Origin of the sequence: Maledivibacter sp. (assembly GCA_025210375.1) — a bacterium.
Taxonomy (GTDB): domain Bacteria; phylum Bacillota; class Clostridia; order Peptostreptococcales; family Caminicellaceae; genus JAOASB01.
The window spans coordinates 80,617-104,480 of the sequence record JAOASB010000041.1; the positions used below are offsets into that span (position 1 = coordinate 80,617).

The following is a 23,864-nucleotide window of genomic DNA, read 5'->3' on the forward strand; positions in this document are numbered from 1 at the left end:
ACATAATATAATGGTATAATATTGGTGTATTCCCTCATATACATATTGATATAAGGGGGAGGGGATGCACATGAAAAAAAGATATTATGTGCTAATAACAATATGTATTGTAGTTATTTTAATATTTTTAAATGTCCTAGGTATAAAAGGAGATTTATATATTTTATTTAGAAATATACCTAAGAAAACAGTTCTTGCTAATATAAAGGACTACAATGAAATTGAAACAAAGCATTTTGTTATAAGATATGAAAACAGCGATCCAGAAGTTTTGGAGCTTATTGAAAAAGCATCAGAAAAATATTATGATGATATATGTAGGTTATTTGATTATTATCCAGAGGATAAAACAGTAGTTGTATTATATGATAATTCAGAGGAGCTTTTAAAAAATGTAAATCTTGGGGAATCTAAACCTCCTATGGGTGTATACTATGCATCTACTATTCAAATTTTGTCTCCGAGATTATGGTGTCCTCCCCACAAGGATATGAAATCCTTGTTTATGGATGAAGGGCCTATGGTTCATGAGTTTACCCATCTGATTATAGATGATATTACTAAGGGTAATTATCCTTTATGGTTTACTGAAGGGGTAGCTCTTTATTCAGAGTATATTCATACAGGATATGAATGGGGAAAGGAAGTTGAGGAAGAAAAGATATATTCTATCGAGGAGTTAAATGATAAATTTAACAAATTAGATCAGTATTTAGCCTACACACAGTCATTTAGAGTAGTAAAGTATATGGCAGATACCTATGGATTTGAGAGTATAAAAGAAATCATAAAAAAATTGGAAGATGGGCATACTTTTAATAATGCCTTTGAAATAGTAACAAAGGATAAAGTTTCAAAATTGAATATCTAAATTCACATTATTGATATAAAGTTAAAAGCATCTGCACTTTTTTAACATTCTATTAATAATCTGGATTAAAAGTATAGACAAGTATAAAGATAAAAGATATCATAATAATAACATACAAATTGCTCAGGCTTTTGTCTGAGCGATTTTTAAAAGCCATAGAAGAATTTTACCATTAATTATGAAATGGGGATTATGAGTGAAGGCTTTAGTTTATACATATCCAAAACTCCCAGAGAAGCTGAGTATTTTTATATGTATAAATTGAGTTTTACTATATAGAACCCATATTTATGGTATAGTTTTGCTATGGATATTGTACATTTAAGAAATAACGAGATTATAGAGAGTTTAGGGTAAATCTTAATTTATGCATAGCAAAATATGCGATATTTCTAGGGAGTTTTGATATGTATAAATTAAAGAATCTCTATATGTGAAATATATATTTTAAAATTAATTTATTAGAGGTGATAAAGGGTGGACAAGAAGATACTTGTAGTTGATGATGAAAAGCCGATTTCAGATATTATAAAGTTTAATTTAGTTAAGGAAGGATTTCAAGTTGATGTTGCCTTTGATGGAGAGGAAGCCTTAAAAAAGGTTTACCAATTTGGGCCGGATTTGATCCTATTGGATTTAATGCTTCCTAAGCTTGATGGTTTCCAGGTCTGTAGAAAGGTAAGGGAAACCTTCAATATGCCAATATTGATGCTTACAGCTAAGGAAGAAGAAGTGGATAAGGTTTTAGGACTTGAGCTTGGAGCAGATGATTATATAACTAAGCCCTTTGGTATGAGGGAGCTTATAGCAAGGGTAAAGGCTAATCTTAGAAGGATACAAGTAGATAAAAAGAACAGCCAAGGCAGCAGTATAATGTCGGGAACCCTTATAATTGACCTTGAAAAATATGAAGTCAAAAAGGGCGACGAGATCATTGATCTTACATTAAGGGAATTTGAGCTGCTTAAATTTCTTGCAACTCAAGAAAATCAAGTTTTTACTAGGGAACAACTCCTCAAGGATGTATGGGGTTATGAATATTATGGGGATATAAGAACAGTGGATGTTACTGTTAGAAGACTAAGGCAAAAAATTGAAGATGACTCCAGTAATGCCAAGTATATTCTTACAAAGCGTGGAGTAGGGTATTACTTCAGGAGGATTTAGGATGTTTAAAAGCATTAGATGGAAATTTATAACGGTTTATTTTGCATTGGTATTTATTGCAATGGCAATTATAGGTGTATATATCATTCGAAGCTTCCAGTCCCATCATTTAAATGTCGTAAGGAGTAGATTAGAGTATACATCTGACCATATCATGGAGAGAATACCAAAGGAATCTAGTCTAGATGAGCAAAAAGAAGTTCTGCAAAGCATTGTAGAACAGTGGTCAAAGGGCTCCTTTGAAGAAACCTTCATCATAGACGATTCTTTACAAATAGTTGCAACGGATAATGATTCATTTCAAGGAATAAATGCAGTAAGCGAATTGGATGAAGAGCTTATTATACATGTATTAAGTGGAAAGAAAGAAGTGGCTGAAAAAGATGATCTTTCAAAGGAAAGACGAACAAAAAACATAGCACTACCTATAAAAAGAAATGAAAAAATAGTAGGAGTTCTATATATAAGATCGGATCTAACAGAAATATATAATACTTTAGATAAATCTAAGAAGATAATGACCCGAGCAGTAGCATTAGCCCTGGGTATTACAGTAATACTTGGATATCTTTTAGCCAAGAGTATAACGGAGCCTATTAACGATGTAACGGAGAAAGCTGCATTGATGGCTAAGGGTGATTTTAATCAACGGGTTGATATCAAGTCCGATGATGAGATTGGTAAACTGGCGGAGATGTTTAATTTCCTAACGGGAAAACTGGAAACAACCTTGGGAGAGATATCAAGTGAAAAAAGTAAGATGGAGACTATCTTAAATTATATGGCCGATGGACTCATAGCTGTTTATAAGGATGGTAGGATTATACATGCCAATCCAAAGGCAATGGAGATGCTAGGATTTTCAAAACAGATGATGACTGAAAAGAAGTATGATGAACTATTTGAGCCATTAAATAGTAAGCTTACACTTAAATATATAATAGACAATAATGAAGCTTTAATAGGTAGCGAATCCATAGGTATTTATGAATCCATATACAATGTGGATTATGCACCCTTTAAGGATGAAAATAACAATATAGGTGGATTGGTATTAGTACTAAAGGATATAACTAAACAGCAAAAGCTAGAAAATATGAGGAGGGAATTCGTAGCTAATGTTTCCCATGAACTGAAGACTCCTCTTACAAGTATAAAAAGCTATACTGAGACCCTATTGGATGGAATGCTTGAAGATAAGGATATTACAAAGCAATTTCTAGGAGTTGTAAATAGTGAAGCCGACAGAATGACTAGATTAGTAAGGGATTTACTTCAATTATCTAATTTTGACAATAATAAAACTAAATTCAATATTATTGAGAATGATTTAGTTAAGCTAATACAGCAAACTGTTATAAAACTTGGCATAACTGCAAAGAATAAAAATCAAAGGCTTGAATTTTTCACTGATTATAAGGAACTAACGGCTTGTTTTGATTTTGATAGGATAGAACAGGTTTTACTTAATATTACTAGTAATGCAATAAAATATACTGAAGAATATGGAGATATCAAAATATATCTTGATAAAAGTGATGATGATGCATTGATAATAGTAAAGGATACTGGTATGGGTATACCTAAAGAGGATCTGTCACGAATATTTGAAAGATTTTATAGGGTAGATAAGGCTCGTTCCAGAGAGCTTGGAGGTACGGGGCTTGGTTTATCAATAGCTAAGGAAATCATCGAGGCCCATAGTGGAAGCATAGAAATTCACAGTGAAATTAATAAGGGGACAGAGGTAAGAATGAGAATTCCTACCCAAGTAAAAGCCGTGTAATACTATTTTAAATGCAGTGTAACACCACTGTAATATAAAATGGTATATAATGATAGTATAATTAGGAAGGATTATGCTGGGAGGCCTAGGTATGTTTAAGAAGATAATAACAGGTACGCTGGTTTTAATAGTGCTTACTACATCTGGTATAGCTTATGCAGGACCGCTGGATGAAATGAATATAGATGGACAACAATTAGATATCAAATCGGAAGCTGTTGATATGAAAATTTCAAAGGTGAAGAAAGAAGATATACAGATTATTAGTCCTCAAATTAGCTCTGAGAAAAAAGAAGTGGTTGCAGACAAAAGTCTTACCATCTCCATAAATGTTTTAGGAGAAACATCTGTGACTTTGAGTTTTTACAAGGTGTCAAAGGTTATGAAGGTAAATGAAGAAACAAATGAATCAGAAAAAACAGAAGAGGTTACAGAATTATTTACACAAGTGGTTGAACCTAATGAAGAATTAGAGACTGACTTTAGTAAGTATATAAAAGATATTGAACAAGGAAATTATAGAATGATATTTAAAGAGGATGGAATAGAGAAACCTATAGATACCATTGAGTTTACAGTAAAGAAGACTGAAGAAGTGGTAAATAAAGAGAACCTTAATACTTTGCCAAATCTTTTAGACTTAAATATTACTGACCTTTTGCCAGGAGAGTAATAGAGGCGGGAGGTAAATATGATGAAAAAAGAAAACCTTAAATCTATATTATTAGCTTTGCTCTTTGCAGTTAGTTTTGTTCTTACACAAAGGTTATGGTTTTATCTGCCCCTTGGGGGAATGATCTCGACGGCAAAGGATATAGAACTGGAAGACATTGATATAGATATCACAGATATATTAAGCCCCCAAGACTTTGTCATAAGTTTTGGGGGTGGAGACTATGCTACATTTTTTTCAGAACCCTATGAGGTATGGAATATTACTGAAGATACAAAGGATGTATCCATTTGGGAGACGTCTAAGGAGGTACTTAGGGACTATTTAACAAAGGATTTTGAAATAAATGAAGTGGACTACGATGAGTGGAAAAAAATAATAAAATTTAAATCAATAAGAATGAACTTTGCATGTGAAATGCCTAGTGATAGCTTTATAAGGGCTATTAGCAGTGAAGACAATAATGTACCCGAAATGAAAAACGACATAGATACAATACTTATTCTGGCTACCAATGAAAAGGATATAAACAATATATATTTTGGCAATAATAGCCAAAATATATATTTTAAAGTTAAAGGCAATGTTGCAGATAGTAGGATCAGAAGGCTCATTGAAAATATTGGAGAAATCCGTGAAGAAAAGGGTTATATTTCATCTCTACCCCTTTACTCTAGTGTTGATAAAGATGTATTTACCCCAGTTTTCTCTAATGAAAGCGGTGAGTATATTCCATCCTACAGTGCAAAAAATCAAATAGATGTTTCAGATAAAGCCGGTGTAAAATCTATAGCCTATAAGTTTTTTGGTAGAACCTTTGACTTTGTTAAAGAGATTAATGAAATAGATGGTACTATTATATATATGTATGGCTATGGAGAAAAGGCTCTAAAATTTTATGAGAACGGGACTTTAGAATATCTTGAAAAGACCAATAAAGATGAGAGTGGAAATGATCTGGACTTTATAGACAGCTTGAAATATGCAGCCAAATTCGTTGACGATAATGTTGATTGGCCTATAAATATAGAAAATGCATATTTATCTGGTTATAAAACCATTGAACAGGATAACAAAACTGGCTATTTGTTTACCTTTAATTACAGATTAAAGGGTTTACCCGTATTTATTCCAGATATAGCATGGGATGAAGGAATACAGGTCAGTATTGTAGGCAGTCAAATTATTGAATATAAAAGAATAGTTAAGCTTCCCCCTCAGGAACTCAATAATAATGGGAATGAGAGGCCTTCTATTTTAAACGATGAAAAAGAAAAAAATGTGCTTAATGTCACAGAGGTTTTAAAAAAGAACAAAAATTATATTAAGAATAATTATATAATGCTATCTGGAAATGAAGTAGAAGAAGATAAAATTAAGGATTTTAAAATTGAACCATTAATAGAAGATATAGGCTTAGTTTATTATGTATATGGAGATAAGCTCATACCTGTTTGGGAAATAACTATTGATAATATAGTTTATTACTTTGATTTATACACAGGTACGAACTACACTAGTACTAATAAATATTTTCATTAAATCCTCGACTTATGTAGTCGAGGATTTTTAAAAGAAGGAGGTGCATTTATGGATTGGGCAAAGGCTAAAAATATTCTTATAATTGCTTTTATAATTACAAATCTGATTTTAGGATATTATGTTTTTAAGGACTGGAAAGCTAATAATGTTTCCTATAGCATAAGTGAAGAAAGAATTAATGATGTTAAAAAAATTCTTAATAAAAAGAATATAATTGTAAATGCCAGTGTGCCACAGGATATATTTGAACTTCCTGGATTGATACTTGAATATGAAACCTATAATAAAGAGGAGATAGAGGCTAGGGTCTTTGGAGATGGAAAAAGAGATTATATACAAAAAGTAAAGGTTTCATTGAATGATAAGTTAATCAATTATACGAAAAGGACTATAGAATTGTATAACGAGGAGACTACAGAAGAAACAGCAAAAAAAATCTCATATGATTTCATAAAAAAGCTGGGATTCCATAATGATGAAATAGAGTTTTGGGATATTAAACAAAAAAATGATGAATATGAAATACAATATAAACAAAGATATGAAGACATAATTTTAGATGATGGATATATGAAGATTGGGATAAAAAATAATGAGGTATTTTCCCTTGAGAGAAAATGGCTGAAGTCAATAACTGTAAAGCCTATTAATAAAAAAGTTATTCCTGCTACTAAGGCCCTATTATTAGGTATGGACGAACTAAGGGAGAAAAAAGAGAAAGAAGATAGTGAAGTTATAGTGACGGATATAAAATTAGTATATTCACTAAATAGTCCGGAGTTTAGTTCAATATTTGACGAACAATGGTATGAGGGAAATGAAAAATCCGGTTTGTTTTATTGGAGAATACGTTTGGAAAGTGATGAAGATATAGATATAAAAGCGGAAGCTTATGAATAAAATTACTTTGATGATAAAAGTAGAAGGACAATATCCTTTCAAAGAGCCAATTACTTTGGGCATATTTGAGGAATAGAAATATAAAAGATTTATTGTAATTTTCATATCTGCTATAATAGTGATATTAATGGGACTATAAAAATTTATTATAGAAAGGTTGAAACACTTAATGGGTCTTAAATTCTGTTCTTTAGCAAGTGGCAGCAGCGGAAACTGTCAATATGTAGGTAGTAAAGAAACAAAATTATTGATAGATGCAGGACTAAGTGGCAAATATATAATGCAAGCTTTGCAAAATATAGATGTTGAAGGAGATAAAATCGATGGACTTATCATTACCCACGAACATAGTGATCATATCAAAGGGGTAGGGGTGTTGATGAGAAAATTTGATATACCATTATATGTAAATGAAAAAACATGGGATGCCATGAAGGATAAGATAGGATCAGTTAAAGGAAAGGATATTAGACTTTTTAATGGCTGTAAGCCTTTTCTTATTGGAGATATAAAAGTCAATCCCTATAATATATCCCACGATGCATGTGATCCTATGGGCTATTCCTTTATTCATAATAATTCAAAGGTTAGTATAGCCACTGATTTAGGTTGCATATCCGATGATATAATTAATGAAATAAAGGATAGTGATTTACTTGTGCTTGAAGCAAATCACGATGTTGAAATGGTGAAGTTTGGTAAATATCCTTGGTTCTTAAAAAAAAGAATTCTTGGGGACTTTGGACATTTGTCCAATGAGACGTCAGGAAATATATTGACAGAAGTAGTGAAAACTGGAAGGGTTAAGTATGCACTATTGGCCCATCTTAGCAAAGAAAACAATTTTCCCGAACTAGCCTATGAAACAGTTAAGAATATTTTAGAAGAGAATGACATACATGTGGATGTAGATGTAAGTTTAGATTTAACCTATAGAAATAGAATTGGAAGGGTATATAATATACAAGACCCCCTTTAAGTAGATATATTATATTAAAAAATGCGCCCAGGGGGCGCATTTTTAGTTAAAATACTCGTCTAGCCTTTACATATCTTTTATTGTAATTGCCAGTAGTTATATCCGAGATAATTACACTATATTTGCTTCCCGATGAAGCATGAATGAATTTTCCATTCCCGATATAAATACCTACATGGGATATCCTAGTACCCTTTCCGTTGCTATTAAAGAAAACTAAATCTCCTATTTGTAAATTGCTTTTACTAACCTTTTTTCCTACTTTTGATTGCTCACTGGAGGTTCTTGGTATACTAATACCCGCTTTTTTAAATACATATCCAGTAAAGCCTGAGCAGTCAAAACGGCTAGGGCCAGTCGCACCATATTTATAGGGTGTGCCTAACAATTTTTTTGCTTCTTGAACAATTTTAATAGCAGTTCTATTAGCACCCCTTGATACGGTATTTTCTATGCTGTCACCAAAAACAATACTTACATAATCCTTATGTATCCATCCCTCTTGGCCTTTAGCTGTTATGATATTATACCAATCATCTAAATAATCCTTTATGTATATGTAAGTTTCAATATTTAATGTGTCCAAGATTTCTGAGTCAATAGATCTTTCTTTTCTTAGGTTTACGTTATCTCCAACGATTATTGCCCTAGAGTAATTAGGTTTGATCTCTACATAGTCCCTATGTATCCAGCCCTTTTTTTCTTTGTCTACAGATATTTCATACCATTCGTTTTCCGTATTGATTATTGTTATTTCATCTTTTTTAGATAAAGTAGCTATGATACCTGAGTCGATGTCGGGTTCTTTTCTAACATTTAGAGTATCAGCCGTTATCATACCTTTTTTTAGTAGGTCTTTTTCCTCATCCACAGCAATAAGATCATTCAAAATCCATCCTTGAGTTTTAGAAGTAGTTTCTATTAAGTACCAGTTGCTGTCATTAGATAAAACGTCAACCTCTTCACCGATCGAAAGCTTAGTTAATACTTCTGAGCCTGTTTTCGGAGCTTGTCTAATATTCACATTGTTTCCTAAGATTACACCTTGAGCCTGTCCTTCACCGAATACTGTAAAGGTGGAAGAAGCCACGCATGCAAGGCTTAAAGATAGGGTGAGCAGTGTTTTAGAATATTTCATTTCTCGTATCCTCCATAATTTATAGCACCTTGTGTAATAATTTCCTACTACATTAATATTATAACATTTAAAAATTGTTCATTCAATTTAATGATAAAGAAATAAATTTGAATATATTAAATTTGTAGGTAAATATTAGGTGAGCAAATTGCATAATTACTTTCTATAAAAACCATCTATAGAGATTCCAGTCAAAACTTCAACTTACACATATCAAAAATCCCCAGAAACATCGGATATTTTGACATGTATAAGTTAAGTTATACTATGAAAACCCTATACATATAGTTTTAAAATCCCAATAGCTATACCACCAAATATGCTTATATCTTAAGTAATTAATTTAAGAACCAATGAATTTTGAAGAAAAACTGATATAATATGAATTATAATAATTTAAAGCCATAGAAGATAAGCCTAGGAAGTATAAAAGATACACATATCTAAGGTATAGTTGTGTATGCTATTTTTGTGGTGAAGTAATATCATTTAATCGAATACATCTATAGAGATTCCAGTCAAAACTTTAATTTATACATATCAAAAATCTCCGGAGATATGGGATGCTTTGCTATGTATAAATTAAGATTTACCCTAAACTCTCTATAAAATAGAATATGAGGTGTGGTAGAAAAATGAATATATCCATAATATCTGTAGGAAAGATAAAGGAAAAATATTTTAAGAATGCAATCAGTGAATACAGTAAAAGATTGAGTAGATACTGCAAACTAAGTTTTATAGAAGTACCAGATGAAAAAGCTCCCGAAAGCTTAAGTGAAATAGAGATGGAAAATATAAAGGATAAAGAAGGTCAAGGAATACTCAAAAATATCAAAGAAGGAACCTACGTGATAGCACTAGATATAAAGGGAAAAATGATGACCTCAGAAGAGCTTGCCACAAAACTAGATACCCTTGGGATACAAGGTAAAAGCAGCATAGCCTTCATAATAGGCGGCTCCCTAGGACTATCAAAAAATGTCTTGAATAGAGCCGATTTCAAGCTGTCATTTTCCCCAATGACTTTCCCTCATCAGCTTATGAAGGTAGTATTGCTTGAGCAGGTGTATAGGGGGTTTAGGATAAATCGGGGGGAACCTTATCATAAGTAACTGGAGTTTTTGAAAGAGACATCTTTTTCTAGATGTCTCTTCTTAAAAGCTATTCTATTAAATGATCATGTGAATCGTATTCTTCCATCTCATCCTATAACTGTATTTCCTATTATATATACTATAACAATACTTATCCTTTTTATTCTTGAACTTGGCCTTTCTCAGAAATATATTCACTGCTTTCAATGGCATCTTCCCCATACTTCAATCTAGCCTTCTTACACCTATCTATGGCAGCCAAACAAGCCTGTCTAAACATAATAATTTGTTCTTTATCGTCGTCTAAGCTATTTGGATTTTTTAATTGCTTATCGAATTTTTCAAGATAAATTTTTTCTTGTTTTAAAGTTATATCTATCTGCTTAAGCATAAGTTTCCTATCGCTCATGTTTATCACCTTTATCCGTTGTTTTGCGAGTCCTTCATTATATAAGAGGTGCAAGTAAATAATTTCCATTTTGTTGTTTTGATATATCCATCCTGTGTTCATGATTGAATTGAAAGAATTAATTGACAGTTTTATTAAAAAGGTATTAATACCTAAATCTAAATTATTTCTTCTTTAAATAGTTCTGAGATTTCAACTTCTAGAGCATTAGCAATTTTTTCAATAATAACTATAGTAGGATTCTTTTTACCCGCTTCAAGTTCACCGATATAAGTAACTGAAATATCTGCTTTTAATGCTAGTTGTTTTTTAGTCCATCCTTTAGCTTGTCTAAGGGTAGTAATTCTTGTACGTATTATTGTTCTAATCATCTCCTAACCTCCTTATTGAATATATTATACAACTATAGTTTATTATAATCAACAATTATAGAGTATTATAAATTAAAAATTTTTATGCTATTATTAAACTATAGCGTATTATTCAAAGGTGGTTGATTCTATGGATTTGGCTAATAGATTAAAAATAATTAGAAATAATAAGGGTTATAGTGTCTATAAATTATCACAGCTTTCGGAAATATCTTCGACTTATATACATGAAATTGAAAAAAGTAAAAAGCAACCAACTGTTGAAGTTGTTTCAAAACTCTGTAGAGCCTTAGATATTACCCTATCTGAGTTTTTTCAAGAAGAGATTGAGAAAAAAACAATAACTCTTGATGAAGTTATTGAAGAACTCGAGAATCTCACTCCTTCACAATTAGAAGCTATTAGATTGACTGCTAAAACTATGAAGGAAAAATAAAGAGTGATATTATGAAAAATATATTGAGCTTATAAAGTCTAAGTATAAGCTCACAAACAATAGGGTCATAAGCCCACTTTTTAGACTTCGCTATAATAAATAGAAAGTTTAAAAGTGGGCTTATGATCCTATAATATTCTTGGTAATCTTTATTATAATGTATTAATTATGTCAATATGTAAATAATCTATTTATTAGTATATAGTAGATTGTGGTGTCGATAGAAACGGCCTTTGACACCTAAGCATCTACCCTCTTATGTTTCCTAGTTTTTCTCATTTGTTTTGTAGTTTTTAAATAATTTTCTTTTACTCGTAACACTACCACTCCCCTATAAATATCTAACATTTAGGATAAAAATATTTAAAAAGCAAATATTTTAAAACCGTCTTTTCAGCATTTCCTTAACGTATAAATCTATAATTTTTTGAAGTTACTTACTCTTATTCGCTATTCTTCACATCAATTTTATAGGTGTTAAAAGATATGTAACATTTACTCTCTTTGGGGCTTGAAAAGTTGGTATTAACTTTTTCATAGATAACAGTATATTCTCAACATCAGTAACAAAGCCACTGAGGGTACAAATATTAGTCATTTTGTCACTTCTCAATATGTAAAACCCTTCTGTATGTCCACAGCGAGTATAATTCATATTCCTATCTACAGCATACAAGTAATTTAGATAATGAACTTTATCGGGTTTTGAGAGTTTGACAATGAATTCCTCATTTATAAACATCACTTCACCTTTAGGACTGAATGAGAAAAGAATCTTTTTCATATCTTTCTTAGGGAAATATGTTTCTAAATCCACGGTAGGTGATGGTTTATCTTTTACTAAGTTTCCTAATGGTCCAGATATAGAAGCGTAATTATTTACTGAATAGTAGTGGAATGAAGCAAAGGCAAGCATAGAGATTAAAAACAAAATTACAAAAACAGCAGATAGTATGACATTTACTACAGGCGTATATCTTTTATATTTCCATAGTGAAACTCCTCTAAGTATTATAAATACTAATATATGGTAAATTCTATCATAACATACTCATATAGTCAATAAAAATAACTCGTATAGCATGTTATGTTTCTATTCTTTAAAAAGTATAGTATTTGTAAAGGAGTGGATACGATTGGATTATGTTGCTTTAGGAAACAGAATAAGAGAAGAAAGATTAAGATTAGGGCTTACACAGGAAAAATTAGCTGAGGATATAGACATTTCAATTTCATATATGGGACAAATAGAAAGAGGAGAGAGAAGTCTTACACTTGGGAGTCTTGTAAAGGTGGTTAATAGATTAGGGGTAACTATAGATTATTTACTTACTGATTCAGTAAAAGTAGAGGATGAGCAGTTAATGAAACAGTTGTTAATGCTTATGGATGGTAGGACAAGCAAAGAGAAAGAAATGGCATTGAATTTGGTTAAGCTTGTATTTGGGTATTTGGATGAGTGATAACTCAATATCTTGGTGAAGGTATTAAAAACAAATAATTGATTTAATAGATGTTCCTATGAAGATTGATTAATAATTCATAGGAAGTTTCTTTTGCGATAAATTGTATTTCTGCAAAATTTATGAAATATTGACGAAATAGATAGAGTAATTTTACAAAATTTGCATAATTAATATAGTAAATGATTAGTAGGATAATTTTCTAGGGTTTTCGGTGTAGTGTTACTGACATATATTGTGAATACCATAGTTATGTGCAATTATAAACTAAGATTAGGAAGGATATAAAGAATGAAAGGTAATAGAGATAGAGTTATATATATTGATAAAGAACATCTGAAAAAGCATAATGTTATAAAAGATGTTTTCAGTTATAAGGATTTAGATTTAGATAGTAAGACTAAAGATACATATGAGTATTTTGAAAATGAGTTCATTGAATCATACAGATTATCTGCAGATGTTCACAATATTAATGAGTTTAGCTTTTACTTAAAAGATAGTTTTCAATGTAATGCTTTTGCTATGCAGAGAAAAGGATACAATATCATAGGTATTACAAATAGTTATCCCATTTTATTAACAGAAAAGTTTGATTCAAAATATTTTGAAAAAATAATATTCACCTTCTTAATAAATAAGGAAAATATTGGTTTAGCATATATTGATCTATGCAAGAATGAGGAGTATGATTTTGGAAAATTTATGATAGATTGTTCAATTAAATTTACTTTAGGTCATGAATTTCGTCATATATTACAATTTAATAGTAGCAAAATAAGAAAAGAGAGTTATTATTTTCAAGAAAACGTAATGCAAAACAAATTTGATATTAGAAGACATGCATGGGAGTTTGATGCAGATAGATATGGATGCTACAATGTGTTAAAGTATGTATTTAGAGCTAATACAAGGTTAAAAGAGCGATCTGATGATAAATTCAAATGTTTACTTTACGCTGGATGTGCAAGCATGATGATTACAAAATACTTATTCTATTATGGCTTAATCTATCAAGGTATTCCTACAATATCAATAAAAAAAATAAAATTTTATACTAAGAAATATTCACATCCACATCCGTTGGTAAGATGTATGAATATTCTTGAGCATTATTATAGCAATATTCTAAATGATTTTCCTAAGTTGGAAATGGATGACCAGGAATTTTTTAATAATGTGTATGGAATTATGAAATTATATTTTGACTCTTTATTAGGAGATAAAAACTTCATAAATGAAATTTTCGATGATTTAAATACGCATATTGATAATGTTAATAATTATAATGGTGAATTATACGATGTGGCTATCAAAGATGAAGCTATAAGAAATTTATTAATTTCCAGTAATAGTAAGTTTGAAGATTTCTAATAATTACTTAGAAGGTTTATAACTGCACATAACACAGCAGTTCCCAACACAACCTTTTGACACCGATATTGCTGGATAGAGTGAACAGGTTCTAGTAAGTTTAATAGTTAGCCTGTGACCCGTGCGCATTAGCGATTGATGTGTTGTATAGTGAATGTCACAAAGTATCCTGAAGGCATTTTAAAATGAGTAGAAGGGAGATATCTATTCTAAGCTTGTATTGATTTCAAGCTAGATTCATAATTTGGTGTGGTTTATGATATACTTTCCATAGTGCGAGTCGCTGAAGTATAGGATTATTTTATGGCAAAATAATCTTACTTAGTTTGATTAGATATTGCTATTTTATTGTCGAATAGTACTGAATTTTAAAGTTCATACGTGCTCATTTTTGTGTATGAGTAACAAAGAATTATACTTAGGCAAATGTTTGGAGGTGTAGCGATGCATGAGTTTTTAAAGCTATTTATTGAGATGAAGAAGGAATTTATTAACTTAGCAGGTGTTATAGCCTTAATTGTACTTATAATTTTAATAGTAATCGAGTATTTCATTGTGAAAATTAGGAAGCCTCAAATATGGCTTGAACTTAAACTCTTTGGAATTCTAGCTGTTGTTGGAATAGCATTGGTTTTAAATAATTCAATAACTAGCACCATTGCAATTATAATCATGGGGACCTTTATTTGTTCAGAACGTTTCTTAGAACGTATAAGTGCAATAGTTATGAAAAGCAGTAATTACAGATTTGAAAATGGCGTTAAAACAGATATACAAGAGAAAATTAATCGTAATAATAAAGTAGATGAGCATAAGAGCATTGATTTGATAAACGAAAAAATAGAATTAAAATCAAATTTACTTAAACCTGTAAGAAATCATTTAGACATTGAAAAAAGAGAACATGTACTTAAGAGCATTGACGAACTATCTCAATTATATGGCAACAGTAAGTTGTTCATGAACATAAAGATGATTAAGAAGAAAGAGACTATTTTATATGACTCAATTTTGGAATTAGAGAGTGGTCAAGTGGTAATGTTTGAAATTCGAGAGTCTAGTATCAGCAAAATAGGATTTATTGAAAAAGACGTAAAATATATGTTAAGAGAGTTGAGAAAATACTATGGGAAACAAAGAAACATTAGTTGTGTGGCAATCGTATATTCTGATGAGGACTTTGATTTTTACACTATGGGTGACATTTGTATTTTAAAAAGCGAAAGTGCCATTTATGATACTTTTAAAGAGGTGAGGAAATGGATAGACTTAAAGGTTGGATAAAGGATAAGCTAAAAAAACAATCAATTCTAGGATCGGCTACCTATAACAACATTATATATGTCTTATTGTTTCTATTTTTTTTGTTTATGCTATTGATAATACCTTCTGTGTTTATTTCTATTCCAATTTCTATTATATATTATCATGTTTACGATGCTAATTTAAAATTAATTATTTTTGTTGTATTCGTTATTCTATTGATATTTCTATTAAATAGATCATTAAAACACCATAACAGAAAAATAGAGATTTCTGAAAACTTGTTTTTGGTGAATAATGATACAACTAAGTATTTACCTATATTTGAAGTGCTTGAGAGAGAAGAGCTATGTGGTGAAATTGATGTATATATCACGAAAAAAGAGAACGAAAAAATTAGTATTGAAGTTAGTCGTCAAAGATCGGTACTTATAATTGGAGAAGAATTTTATGATAAAAAAATTGAGAATATCAAATCACTTATTTATCATGAAATATTCCATCATAGATTTTGGTTATTTCAAGCTATTAACTTTACTTTTAAAAACTCTCTAAAAGAAATTAATCACAAAAAAAATCAAGTAAATAAAAGGTATGGATGTGCATTTGATTTACTTGGTATAACTTATTTAAATCGATCAATAGAATTGATGAATGAGGTGATAATAACTATTACTTATACAGTAGTGTCGTTATATAGTTCGTTTATAAATGAAACATTTGCAGATTTTTATGCAATTGATAAAACGAAAAGTTCAGGAATAATAAGATTTCTAAGATCGAAAACCAAGGGTGAATGTTATGATTATAAAATGTATGACGATTCTCATCTAGAGCCTAAAATGAGAATTAGAATTTTAGAAGAATATTTCAGTCATAAGTACATGAAGCGGGATCATAAGCTTTGGTTTACAAAACTGATAATCATATTCGTTGCAGTTGTGCTATCATCATTTGCTTTCTCAAAACTTATGATATTAATTTCTCAAAAATATTCGAGCATACCAGTTGAGTATTTGAAGAATAAATGGATTGCATTATTCAATAATAATGAAAAAATTGCACTTGCATATTTTCTGTTGTTTACATCTGTGCTAGGTTCAGTTTTCGGGATAAGAAAATGGTTTAGCTTAAGTTATTATAATGCATCATCAATAGCTGAAATTCGTAAAAATGCAATATTTTATACATCACTATCTTTGTTTATGGGGTGCATAGGATTGATGATTCTTATTGGTCAAAATATTATTTTACTAATTTTGGCATTAGTTTTTGGGATAATTTTTAGAGCATCAAACTAATCTAGAACATTAATGAAGATATAAAGTTTAATAGACTATGCCCCATCCTTTTTAAGACAAGTTGGAAGAGGAGAGAGAAGTGTTACATTTTTGACTCTTGTAAAATTGACCAATGGGTTAGGTGTAACCATAGACTATTCTCTAACGGATTTAGTAAAAACACAAGATGAACAGCTAATGAAACAGATGTTAAAGCTCATGATGGTAGGACAAGCAAGGAAAAGGAAATGGTACTGAATTTAGTTAAGCTTGTATTTTGGGATTTGGATGAGTGATAACTCAGTATCTTGATGAAAGTATTAAAAAGTAAATAATTCTTTAACTAGAAATTCCTATAGGATTTATAAATCATAGGAATTTTTTTGCAATAAATTGTATTTTCACAAAATTTATGAAATATTGACAAAATACATAGAGGGATTTTACAAAATTTACATAATTAATATAGTAAATGATTAGTAGGATAATTTTCTAATATTTTCAGTGTAATATTACTGACATATGTTGAGGATATAATAGTTAGATAACAAACAGGAAAGGAGAGAATTATATGGTTGAGTATGATAAAAGAAAGTTTAAAGTATTAGAAAAAAATATTAGGCACTCAAATAGATATATCTACTCTAAAGAAGTAAATAGTATTATTGACGAAATTATGGAAATTTCAAAATCACATATTATAGAAATTGGACAAGATGTTGAGTTATATCGATGTCAGGTTGGATGCATATATAAAGAAGATGAAAGCAATTATGATATATTACCATATGAAAAATTAAGAATGTTTCCAAGAAAGAATATAGCTAATGAAGGACGAGCTAATCCTAAAGGTATACCATATTTATATATGGCTACTGATATGAAAACTGCTATGTGTGAAGTAAGAGCTTGGCCTGGACTTGATGTATCATGCTGTGTTTTTAAGCCTAAGCAAAAGTTAAAATTAATAGATTTAACTAAACAATATAAAGCTGGACTAATTATCGATTTTAAAAAAAATTTAGTATTATCTAATGATTCTTCCGAAGATTTGTGGGGAGAAATAAATAATGCATTTTCTTTTCCAATATTAAGTACGGACAATTCGGCAGATTATTCTATAACGCAAGTAATTGCAGAGATAATTAAGAATGAGGGTTATGATGGTTTATTATATAACTCATATTTTACAAAGAATACTTCGAGAGGCAAGAATATTGTTTTATTTGATAAAGATAAGGTAAAGATTTGTTATGGACATGTTGTTGAAATTAAAAAATTAGATATAGATATTAAACAGGTTGGAAATACAGTTTGGTATGAATAATTGTTTATCACCTAACACAGCAGTTTCTAACACAAGCCTTTGACACCAAATTTTCTTGATAAATGGTAGATAGTTGGTGGGTAAAGTCGACGCCAAATTGTACGGGCCATTAGCGTGAAGAACTGTGGAAACGTTACAGAGCATTAAACTAATGTATTTGGAAAAATGTATATTATTAACTTTAAGGAGGAGAATTATGTGGCCTTTAGGAGACTATGAAAGATTAGTGAGTGAAATTAAACGCCGTGAAAACATGAATATACCTGTTACATTTGGAATACTAATAGCAGATTATAGACAAGTAAAATGTAGAGAGTATATATTAAATTATATAAATCGATTCAACTATAAATCTGATAGGTATATTAACTTTTATTTGCCAGGATATTTAGAAGAAGATATATCTAGAAAAAGAAAAGATAAGATAAGGATACACGAAAAAGAATATTATTTTGATGAAGAGATTTACATGAGATTTTTATATAAATTAGAAAGTGATTTTGAAATTGATTATCCATATAATCCTGTTCTATTATTACTTGAATATGATAGAGGAAACTTTAAAAAATCTAAGAGGATAGTAATAGAATTAGATAAAGATGGAGCAGATATAAAATTAGTTGGGGAACTATTTGAGAGAATATTTTCATATGCTACTAGTAGCTCTTCAATAAATAATATCTCAAACAAATTAATGAAAACTGAAATAACAGATGGATTGCTTGACAGTATTATTGCTGCTATTGATAATAGCTATTTAACAGCTATATATGATAAAGCTAATAATATTGCTAAATACAAACTAAAAAAATAATGTTTAAGACATCATGTAACATAGCAGTCCAAGAGATAAACTTCTGTCCCTATTTCGCTGGATATAAGGTAGCCATTGATAAGCAAAATCAGTGAAAAACCTAAGTATGTTTACGTCGGGAACTGTGAGAACGTTAGCTGAAATGCATTTATTAAGGTGATAACTATGAATAAAAAAGAGTGGAATAATAGAATTGCAAATAGAAGTGATTTTACTGCAGGATTAGTACATTTAACAAAATCTAATAAAGATAAAAATAAGTCTTCATTGGAAATATTAATGAAGATTTTAAAAGAGCAAAACCTAATAGGTAGTACAATTAATTCAGGTTATATAGTAGTAGATATTCCAGCAGTTTGTCTTCAAGATACTCTGTTATATTTATTAGCTAACTGTTAACTTAACAGCCCACAATATGACTTATGATAAATAGGATGTTAGAAAAAATCACATTGGTGACTGTAGGAACATTAGGTGAAATATCAAAAAATACTAGGTAATATTGATTGTAAGATAGATTTAATATAGCATATTATATAATCATACAAGATTACTTAAAAAAGGAGGATAGCCTATATGCCTATACCGGAAAAAGTTTCTGTTAATAAACTATTGTTATGGGAAGAAAACCCACGGCATACAACTTCAGAAACCCAAAAAGAAGCGATTTCTCAATTGGTAACTGGTTATGGAGACAAAATTTATAATTTAGCTAAGGATATTGGCAAAAATGGCTTAATTGAACCTTTAGCGGTTCTAAAGAAAGATAATACATATGTTGTTTATGAAGGGAATAGAAGATTGTTAGCAATGAAGCTAATAATTAACCCTGATATTATAAAAGATATTGATTTAAAGATGTATAATAAGTTTTCTTCAATTAAAAAAACTGATAATTTTAATGATACTATTTCAGTAAATACATATCAAGAAAAAGAAATGGATAAACTATTACACTATGTTGAATTAAGACATAACGGAGAGTTGGATGGGAAAGGGGTAATAAAGTGGAATGCTCCTAGTAAAGCCAGATTTTTTGAATTAAGAAATAATAAAAATGATAAATATCTAATATTCTATAGATTTCTCAAAACAAACAACGTATTAAGTGATAGAGATTTTAACTTGGTAAGTAAAACTAATTGGGAACGTATTCTTTTGAAGCCTGGGCAAGAATTTCTAGAGTTAGTATATGAAGGTGGAGAGTTTAAAACAAGTTTAGCTTTATATGATTTTAAAAAGAGAATTCAGCTTATAGCTTCAGAATTAGCGGGGCAGAATGTAAGCCGTGTATATGCTAGAGTTAACCAGGAGATATTTTTTAATGAAATGAAAGAACGTTTAAATCTCAATAATAAAAGTGATGGATGTCAACAAGTTGATATGTCATCTTTAGAGAATATAGAAATTGAATCTAAAAAAGATACGGAAGAATCAAAAAATGATGATATTGAGCTTAAGGAAGTCTATGGAAAAACTAAATCAAGTACAAAATCGCTACAATTCACAGAACCTATTAAATCACAAGATACAATGCAACGTATAAATAATAAAGATGATGATACTATTGATAAAGATAGTTTATTAGATAATAAAGAGATTGCAGAAAATAATGATGTAACAGACTTAGGGACTAAAGATATAAAGATAAGTGATAAGAAGAGTAGCGGTAATAATCTCAATTGTTTTTTTGCTGAATTAAAGAATACTATAGACTTTTCACAACAAGATAATAAAGGTATTCAATGTATTATAAATGAATTAGAAAAGATATCATCAAAAAAACTTCATAAGACTATACCAATAGCTAGTGCTTTTTTAATGAGGTCATTACTTGAACAGTCTATTTTATATTTATTAAGAGAACGAAATGTACTTAAAAGTATAAAAGAAAAGTCAAAGGGAGAAATTCCAGGCTTGATGAAATTAATTAAATATGTAGATAATCATAAAAGTAATTTATTTAGTAATGATAGAGAACTTGAAAGATGTTGGAATGTTGTTTCTAAAAACATTGGTACAAAAGACCATCTAGATTTAATTGTTCATCATCCAGAATTAATCCAACCGGATGGTAGTGTTTTACAATCTATCGCCAATAATGGTTTCAGAGCATTAATAGAAAAATTACTTACCATATAGAATTAGCCATAGGTTTAATAATTATGTTATTATTTATATAAAGGATGTGTTGGTATGGCTAATTACTCACCGCTTAGATATCCAGGTGGTAAAGCAAAATTATATTCTATGATAAAGGAAATAATATATAATAATAATTTAAAAGGATGTACATATGTGGAGCCTTTTGCTGGTGGAGCAGGACTTGCATTAAATTTACTCTTTAAAGGTGATGTAGATAAATTAATATTGAATGATTTTGATAGATCAATATATGCTTTTTGGTATTGTTGTTTATACTATACAGATGAATTTATTAAATTGATAAATGAGACTCCTGTTAATTTAGAAAATTGGCAGGAACAGAGATTATATCAAAAAGATAAGGATAATGTTGATTTACTTACTTTAGGATTTTCAACTTTCTATTTAAATAGAACAAATAGATCTGGAATTATAAAGGGCGGTATTATAGGCGGTCAGAGCCAAACTGGCAAGTATAAATTAGATTGTCGTTTTAATAAGGTAAATCTAATTTACAGGATAAGAGAAATACAAAAATACGCTAATAAAATATCTATACATAATCTTGATGCTGTAGAATTAATTAATAGTTATTTAAAGGATATGGAAACAAATTCGTTTACCTTCTTTGATCCTCCATATTATCATAAAGCACAGGGATTATATACAAACTTCTACAATCATAATGATCACATTGACCTCAAAAACAAAATAATTGAGGCTATGCGCACTCATTATATTATTACATATGATAATGCCGATGAAATAGTTGATATATATTCAGAGATGGATTCTTTATGCTATGACATTTCATACAGTGCAACGGTTAAACGAAAAGAAAAAGAAATAATGATATATAGCAATCTATTAAAAGTATAAAGATTTACGGATATTAACCAGTGCTGGTAGGTATCCGTTTTTATATACTTGTTTAATGGAAATCACCCAATACAGCAGTTTCCGGAACTATTATTATCAAAACGGAAGGATTAAAAATCGCATTGGGAACTGAACGGTACGAGTAGACCGATAGCAAAGATAAAATTTAGGGACAAAAAACCTGTCTCTTGTTCGGTCTATAGTACTTGGATACCTGGAGGAATAATAGTAAGAGTTTTGATATTTTTATGAAGGTAGTAAAAAAATAAATAATTGTTTAATTACATATTCCTATGAAGATTGTTAATCCATAGGAGTTTTTTCTGCAAGAAATTACATTTTTACACAATTTATTGAGTATTGATAAAAACAGATAGAGGAATTTTACAAAATTTGTATAATTAATATAATAAGTGATTAATTTGAATTAGAAGAAATATGACATATGTTATGAATCCCATAGTTAGGTGAAATCTTATTAAGAAAGGAAATTATTATGGATAAAAGATATCAAGTTTTTATAAGTTCAACATATCAGGATTTACAAGAAGAGAGACAAGAAATTATACAAGCTTTACTAGAATTGGATTGTATACCATCTGGAATGGAGTTATTTCCTGCTGCTAATGAAGATCAATGGAGTTTAATAAAAAGAGTAATTGATGATTGCGATTATTACATGGTTGTAATAGGAGGACGATATGGGTCTATTGGGCCAAGTGGATTAAGTTATACTGAAATGGAGTATAGATATGCTTTAGAATGTGGAAAGCCAATTATTGGGTTTATACATAAAAGTCCAGATAAAATAGTTGCTGGTAAGTCTGAAAAAAGTGATGAAGGTAAATTGAAATTGGAAGAATTTAGAAAATTAGTTTCTAGAAAAATGGTAAAATATTGGGAAACGCCAATGGAGTTAGGTTCAAAAGTCTCAAGAAGTTTAATAAGCCTAATTAAAAATAATCCAGCCATAGGGTGGGTAAGAGCTGATAAAGTAACAAATGAGAATTCTGCCAGTGAAATTCTTAGTTTAAAGAATAAAATTGAATCTTTAGAAGAACAATTAGAATTATCTAGAACAAAAGCTCCGGAAGGAACTGATGAATTAGCTCAAGGAGAAGATGAATTCAATATTGATGTAATTATAGAAGATTATACTGAAATTAGAAACTATATGAGTATTAATATGACTTGGAATCAAATATTTTATATTCTTGCTCCGATGATGATAAATGAATCATCAAAAGATGATTTAAAAAAAGCATTACGTCATTATGTCGCTAAAGAAGTTCAAGAATATATGATCCAGAATGATTTAGATACTAATCCAACTACAGTTCATGATATTGATAATACATCCTATGACACTGTTATTGTTCAACTTAGAGCTTTAGGTTTAATAAAAAAAAGTAATAAGAGTCGAAGCATCAAAGATACCAATACTTACTGGACGTTAACACCATATGGTGATGAAGTAATGACAAAATTAAGAGCGGTGAGAAAAACATTTTCTCAATAAGACCTCACATAACAAAACAATTAGCAAAACTCCCTTCGCTGGGTGCAAGTGCACTTACGTAGTAGAGCTTTGCGGAATCAGTGCATAGATGTCGCTAATCCGAAATGTTAGTACGCCAAGCAAAGCTTGGCTCTTCTGACCAGATGAAAGTTCTGGCAAGGCAAGGTCTAGCCAACCACCTTTATCGAGTGTTGCGCTGTGGCTGGCGACAGTCAGAGTGAAGTGTACACAGAGAATTCTATAGACCATAGGGGAGACCGTAATCCCTGAAGCACATCCAGCCCCGTCAGTCGTGTCCCTACAGTAGTAGGTTTTTGTAGATGACGACGTGTTTAACGTCACGGAAGTCAAAACGGATAAGTCGATATGGTGAGACTTAGAAGGTCTACCGGGGTCAAAGAACATGGTATGTAGAAAGAGAAGAGTCAGGA

General features: G+C 30.1%; 24 protein-coding genes. 20 read left to right on the plus strand and 4 right to left on the minus strand.

Translation table 11 applies throughout. From position 1 onward, the window contains the following. The first annotated feature begins 70 nt into the window (after positions 1-70). The 7 genes from N4A68_15020 to N4A68_15050 all read left to right on the plus strand — a co-directional run bounded on the left by N4A68_15020 (position 71) and on the right by N4A68_15050 (position 7,918). Positions 71-871 (plus strand): peptidase MA family metallohydrolase, encoded by an 801-nt coding sequence (locus tag N4A68_15020; protein ID MCT4565606.1) that lies wholly within the window; start codon positions 71-73, stop codon positions 869-871. 477 nt (positions 872-1,348) lie between these two features. Beyond that, positions 1,349-2,038: a response regulator YycF gene (gene yycF, locus N4A68_15025; protein MCT4565607.1), complete on the plus strand. Its 690-nt coding sequence runs from the start codon at positions 1,349-1,351 to the stop codon at positions 2,036-2,038. Between the two features lies 1 nt (position 2,039). Beyond that, a complete protein-coding gene (locus N4A68_15030) occupies positions 2,040-3,824 on the plus strand; it encodes a cell wall metabolism sensor histidine kinase WalK (GenBank protein MCT4565608.1) in 1,785 nt (594 codons plus the stop codon). A gap of 91 nt (positions 3,825-3,915) precedes the next feature. Then, the gene (locus tag N4A68_15035) at positions 3,916-4,497 is read left to right on the plus strand and encodes a hypothetical protein (protein ID MCT4565609.1); all 582 of its coding nucleotides are present in this window, start codon (positions 3,916-3,918) and stop codon (positions 4,495-4,497) included. Positions 4,498-4,518: 21 nt separating this feature from the next. Next, on the plus strand, positions 4,519-6,039 hold the full coding sequence (locus N4A68_15040; protein MCT4565610.1) for a hypothetical protein: 1,521 nt from the start codon (positions 4,519-4,521) through the stop codon (positions 6,037-6,039). 48 nt (positions 6,040-6,087) lie between these two features. Then, positions 6,088-6,939, plus strand: coding sequence for a two-component system regulatory protein YycI (gene yycI, locus N4A68_15045; protein ID MCT4565611.1), 852 nt, complete (start codon positions 6,088-6,090; stop codon positions 6,937-6,939). 169 nt (positions 6,940-7,108) lie between these two features. Further along, positions 7,109-7,918 (plus strand): MBL fold metallo-hydrolase, encoded by an 810-nt coding sequence (locus N4A68_15050; GenBank protein MCT4565612.1) that lies wholly within the window; start codon positions 7,109-7,111, stop codon positions 7,916-7,918. 46 nt (positions 7,919-7,964) lie between these two features. Here N4A68_15050 and N4A68_15055 read toward each other — a convergent pair whose 3' ends face one another. Then, positions 7,965-9,056 carry an SH3 domain-containing protein gene (locus N4A68_15055; protein MCT4565613.1) on the minus strand — a complete coding sequence of 364 codons (1,092 nt, stop codon included), beginning with the start codon at positions 9,054-9,056 and terminating at the stop codon, positions 7,965-7,967. Between the two features lie 635 nt (positions 9,057-9,691). Between N4A68_15055 and rlmH the strand changes: the two genes are divergently transcribed. Beyond that, a complete protein-coding gene (gene rlmH / locus N4A68_15060; protein MCT4565614.1) occupies positions 9,692-10,171 on the plus strand; it encodes a 23S rRNA (pseudouridine(1915)-N(3))-methyltransferase RlmH in 480 nt (159 codons plus the stop codon). A gap of 142 nt (positions 10,172-10,313) precedes the next feature. Here rlmH and N4A68_15065 read toward each other — a convergent pair whose 3' ends face one another. Both N4A68_15065 and N4A68_15070 read right to left on the minus strand, forming a co-directional pair. Then, positions 10,314-10,562, minus strand: coding sequence for a hypothetical protein (locus N4A68_15065; protein MCT4565615.1), 249 nt, complete (start codon positions 10,560-10,562; stop codon positions 10,314-10,316). A gap of 158 nt (positions 10,563-10,720) precedes the next feature. Then, positions 10,721-10,933, minus strand: coding sequence for a helix-turn-helix transcriptional regulator (locus N4A68_15070; GenBank protein ID MCT4565616.1), 213 nt, complete (start codon positions 10,931-10,933; stop codon positions 10,721-10,723). A 130-nt stretch (positions 10,934-11,063) separates the two neighbouring features. Here N4A68_15070 and N4A68_15075 point away from each other — a divergent pair, with 130 nt between their 5' ends. Further along, positions 11,064-11,369, plus strand: coding sequence for a helix-turn-helix transcriptional regulator (locus tag N4A68_15075; GenBank protein ID MCT4565617.1), 306 nt, complete (start codon positions 11,064-11,066; stop codon positions 11,367-11,369). Positions 11,370-11,826: 457 nt separating this feature from the next. On the opposite strand, the gene N4A68_15080 is transcribed toward N4A68_15075, so the two are convergent. Continuing rightward, positions 11,827-12,300, minus strand: coding sequence for a hypothetical protein (locus tag N4A68_15080; protein ID MCT4565618.1), 474 nt, complete (start codon positions 12,298-12,300; stop codon positions 11,827-11,829). Between the two features lie 205 nt (positions 12,301-12,505). On the opposite strand from N4A68_15080, the gene N4A68_15085 reads away from it, so the two are divergent. From N4A68_15085 to N4A68_15135, 11 genes are all read left to right on the plus strand, one after another. Further along, the gene (locus N4A68_15085) at positions 12,506-12,832 is read left to right on the plus strand and encodes a helix-turn-helix domain-containing protein (protein ID MCT4565619.1); all 327 of its coding nucleotides are present in this window, start codon (positions 12,506-12,508) and stop codon (positions 12,830-12,832) included. Between the two features lie 291 nt (positions 12,833-13,123). Next, on the plus strand, positions 13,124-14,206 hold the full coding sequence (locus N4A68_15090; protein ID MCT4565620.1) for a hypothetical protein: 1,083 nt from the start codon (positions 13,124-13,126) through the stop codon (positions 14,204-14,206). Between the two features lie 444 nt (positions 14,207-14,650). Next, positions 14,651-15,490 (plus strand): hypothetical protein, encoded by an 840-nt coding sequence (locus N4A68_15095; GenBank protein ID MCT4565621.1) that lies wholly within the window; start codon positions 14,651-14,653, stop codon positions 15,488-15,490. Next, positions 15,466-16,770 (plus strand): hypothetical protein, encoded by a 1,305-nt coding sequence (locus tag N4A68_15100; protein ID MCT4565622.1) that lies wholly within the window; start codon positions 15,466-15,468, stop codon positions 16,768-16,770. Before N4A68_15095 ends, N4A68_15100 begins: the two co-directional genes overlap by 25 nt. A 90-nt stretch (positions 16,771-16,860) precedes the next feature. Next, positions 16,861-17,007, plus strand: a complete 147-nt coding sequence (locus tag N4A68_15105; protein MCT4565623.1) for a hypothetical protein — start codon at positions 16,861-16,863, stop codon at positions 17,005-17,007. Positions 17,008-17,320: 313 nt separating this feature from the next. Next, entirely contained in the window at positions 17,321-18,076 is a 756-nt protein-coding gene (locus N4A68_15110; GenBank protein ID MCT4565624.1) for an RES family NAD+ phosphorylase, read from the plus strand. Between the two features lie 196 nt (positions 18,077-18,272). Further along, the gene (locus N4A68_15115; GenBank protein ID MCT4565625.1) at positions 18,273-18,890 is read left to right on the plus strand and encodes a hypothetical protein; all 618 of its coding nucleotides are present in this window, start codon (positions 18,273-18,275) and stop codon (positions 18,888-18,890) included. A 165-nt stretch (positions 18,891-19,055) separates the two neighbouring features. Then, a complete protein-coding gene (locus tag N4A68_15120; protein ID MCT4565626.1) occupies positions 19,056-19,289 on the plus strand; it encodes a hypothetical protein in 234 nt (77 codons plus the stop codon). A 177-nt stretch (positions 19,290-19,466) separates the two neighbouring features. Next, positions 19,467-21,032: a ParB N-terminal domain-containing protein gene (locus N4A68_15125; GenBank protein ID MCT4565627.1), complete on the plus strand. Its 1,566-nt coding sequence runs from the start codon at positions 19,467-19,469 to the stop codon at positions 21,030-21,032. Positions 21,033-21,086: 54 nt separating this feature from the next. Then, a complete protein-coding gene (locus tag N4A68_15130) occupies positions 21,087-21,914 on the plus strand; it encodes a DNA adenine methylase (protein MCT4565628.1) in 828 nt (275 codons plus the stop codon). Positions 21,915-22,410: 496 nt separating this feature from the next. Continuing rightward, entirely contained in the window at positions 22,411-23,433 is a 1,023-nt protein-coding gene (locus N4A68_15135; GenBank protein ID MCT4565629.1) for a DUF4062 domain-containing protein, read from the plus strand. Positions 23,434-23,864 lie beyond the last annotated feature (431 nt).

What these genes read in the sequence shown, in the direction of transcription:
- N4A68_15100 (MCT4565622.1), top strand. Translation starts at nt 15,466, where the DNA reads ATGGATAGACTTAAAGGTTGGATAAAGGATAAGCTAAAAAAACAATCA.
- N4A68_15020 (MCT4565606.1), top strand. Translation starts at nt 71, where the DNA reads ATGAAAAAAAGATATTATGTGCTAATAACAATATGTATTGTAGTTATT.
- N4A68_15110 (MCT4565624.1), top strand. Translation starts at nt 17,321, where the DNA reads ATGGTTGAGTATGATAAAAGAAAGTTTAAAGTATTAGAAAAAAATATT.
- N4A68_15130 (MCT4565628.1), top strand. Translation starts at nt 21,087, where the DNA reads ATGGCTAATTACTCACCGCTTAGATATCCAGGTGGTAAAGCAAAATTA.
- N4A68_15075 (MCT4565617.1), top strand. Translation starts at nt 11,064, where the DNA reads ATGGATTTGGCTAATAGATTAAAAATAATTAGAAATAATAAGGGTTAT.
- N4A68_15120 (MCT4565626.1), top strand. Translation starts at nt 19,056, where the DNA reads ATGAATAAAAAAGAGTGGAATAATAGAATTGCAAATAGAAGTGATTTT.
- N4A68_15050 (MCT4565612.1), top strand. Translation starts at nt 7,109, where the DNA reads ATGGGTCTTAAATTCTGTTCTTTAGCAAGTGGCAGCAGCGGAAACTGT.
- N4A68_15115 (MCT4565625.1), top strand. Translation starts at nt 18,273, where the DNA reads ATGTGGCCTTTAGGAGACTATGAAAGATTAGTGAGTGAAATTAAACGC.
- yycI (MCT4565611.1), top strand. Translation starts at nt 6,088, where the DNA reads ATGGATTGGGCAAAGGCTAAAAATATTCTTATAATTGCTTTTATAATT.
- N4A68_15125 (MCT4565627.1), top strand. Translation starts at nt 19,467, where the DNA reads ATGCCTATACCGGAAAAAGTTTCTGTTAATAAACTATTGTTATGGGAA.
- N4A68_15090 (MCT4565620.1), top strand. Translation starts at nt 13,124, where the DNA reads ATGAAAGGTAATAGAGATAGAGTTATATATATTGATAAAGAACATCTG.
- N4A68_15065 (MCT4565615.1), bottom strand. Translation starts at nt 10,562, where the DNA reads ATGAGCGATAGGAAACTTATGCTTAAGCAGATAGATATAACTTTAAAA.
- N4A68_15055 (MCT4565613.1), bottom strand. Translation starts at nt 9,056, where the DNA reads ATGAAATATTCTAAAACACTGCTCACCCTATCTTTAAGCCTTGCATGC.
- N4A68_15040 (MCT4565610.1), top strand. Translation starts at nt 4,519, where the DNA reads ATGAAAAAAGAAAACCTTAAATCTATATTATTAGCTTTGCTCTTTGCA.
- rlmH (MCT4565614.1), top strand. Translation starts at nt 9,692, where the DNA reads ATGAATATATCCATAATATCTGTAGGAAAGATAAAGGAAAAATATTTT.
- N4A68_15095 (MCT4565621.1), top strand. Translation starts at nt 14,651, where the DNA reads ATGCATGAGTTTTTAAAGCTATTTATTGAGATGAAGAAGGAATTTATT.
- N4A68_15030 (MCT4565608.1), top strand. Translation starts at nt 2,040, where the DNA reads ATGTTTAAAAGCATTAGATGGAAATTTATAACGGTTTATTTTGCATTG.
- N4A68_15070 (MCT4565616.1), bottom strand. Translation starts at nt 10,933, where the DNA reads ATGATTAGAACAATAATACGTACAAGAATTACTACCCTTAGACAAGCT.
- N4A68_15035 (MCT4565609.1), top strand. Translation starts at nt 3,916, where the DNA reads ATGTTTAAGAAGATAATAACAGGTACGCTGGTTTTAATAGTGCTTACT.
- N4A68_15135 (MCT4565629.1), top strand. Translation starts at nt 22,411, where the DNA reads ATGGATAAAAGATATCAAGTTTTTATAAGTTCAACATATCAGGATTTA.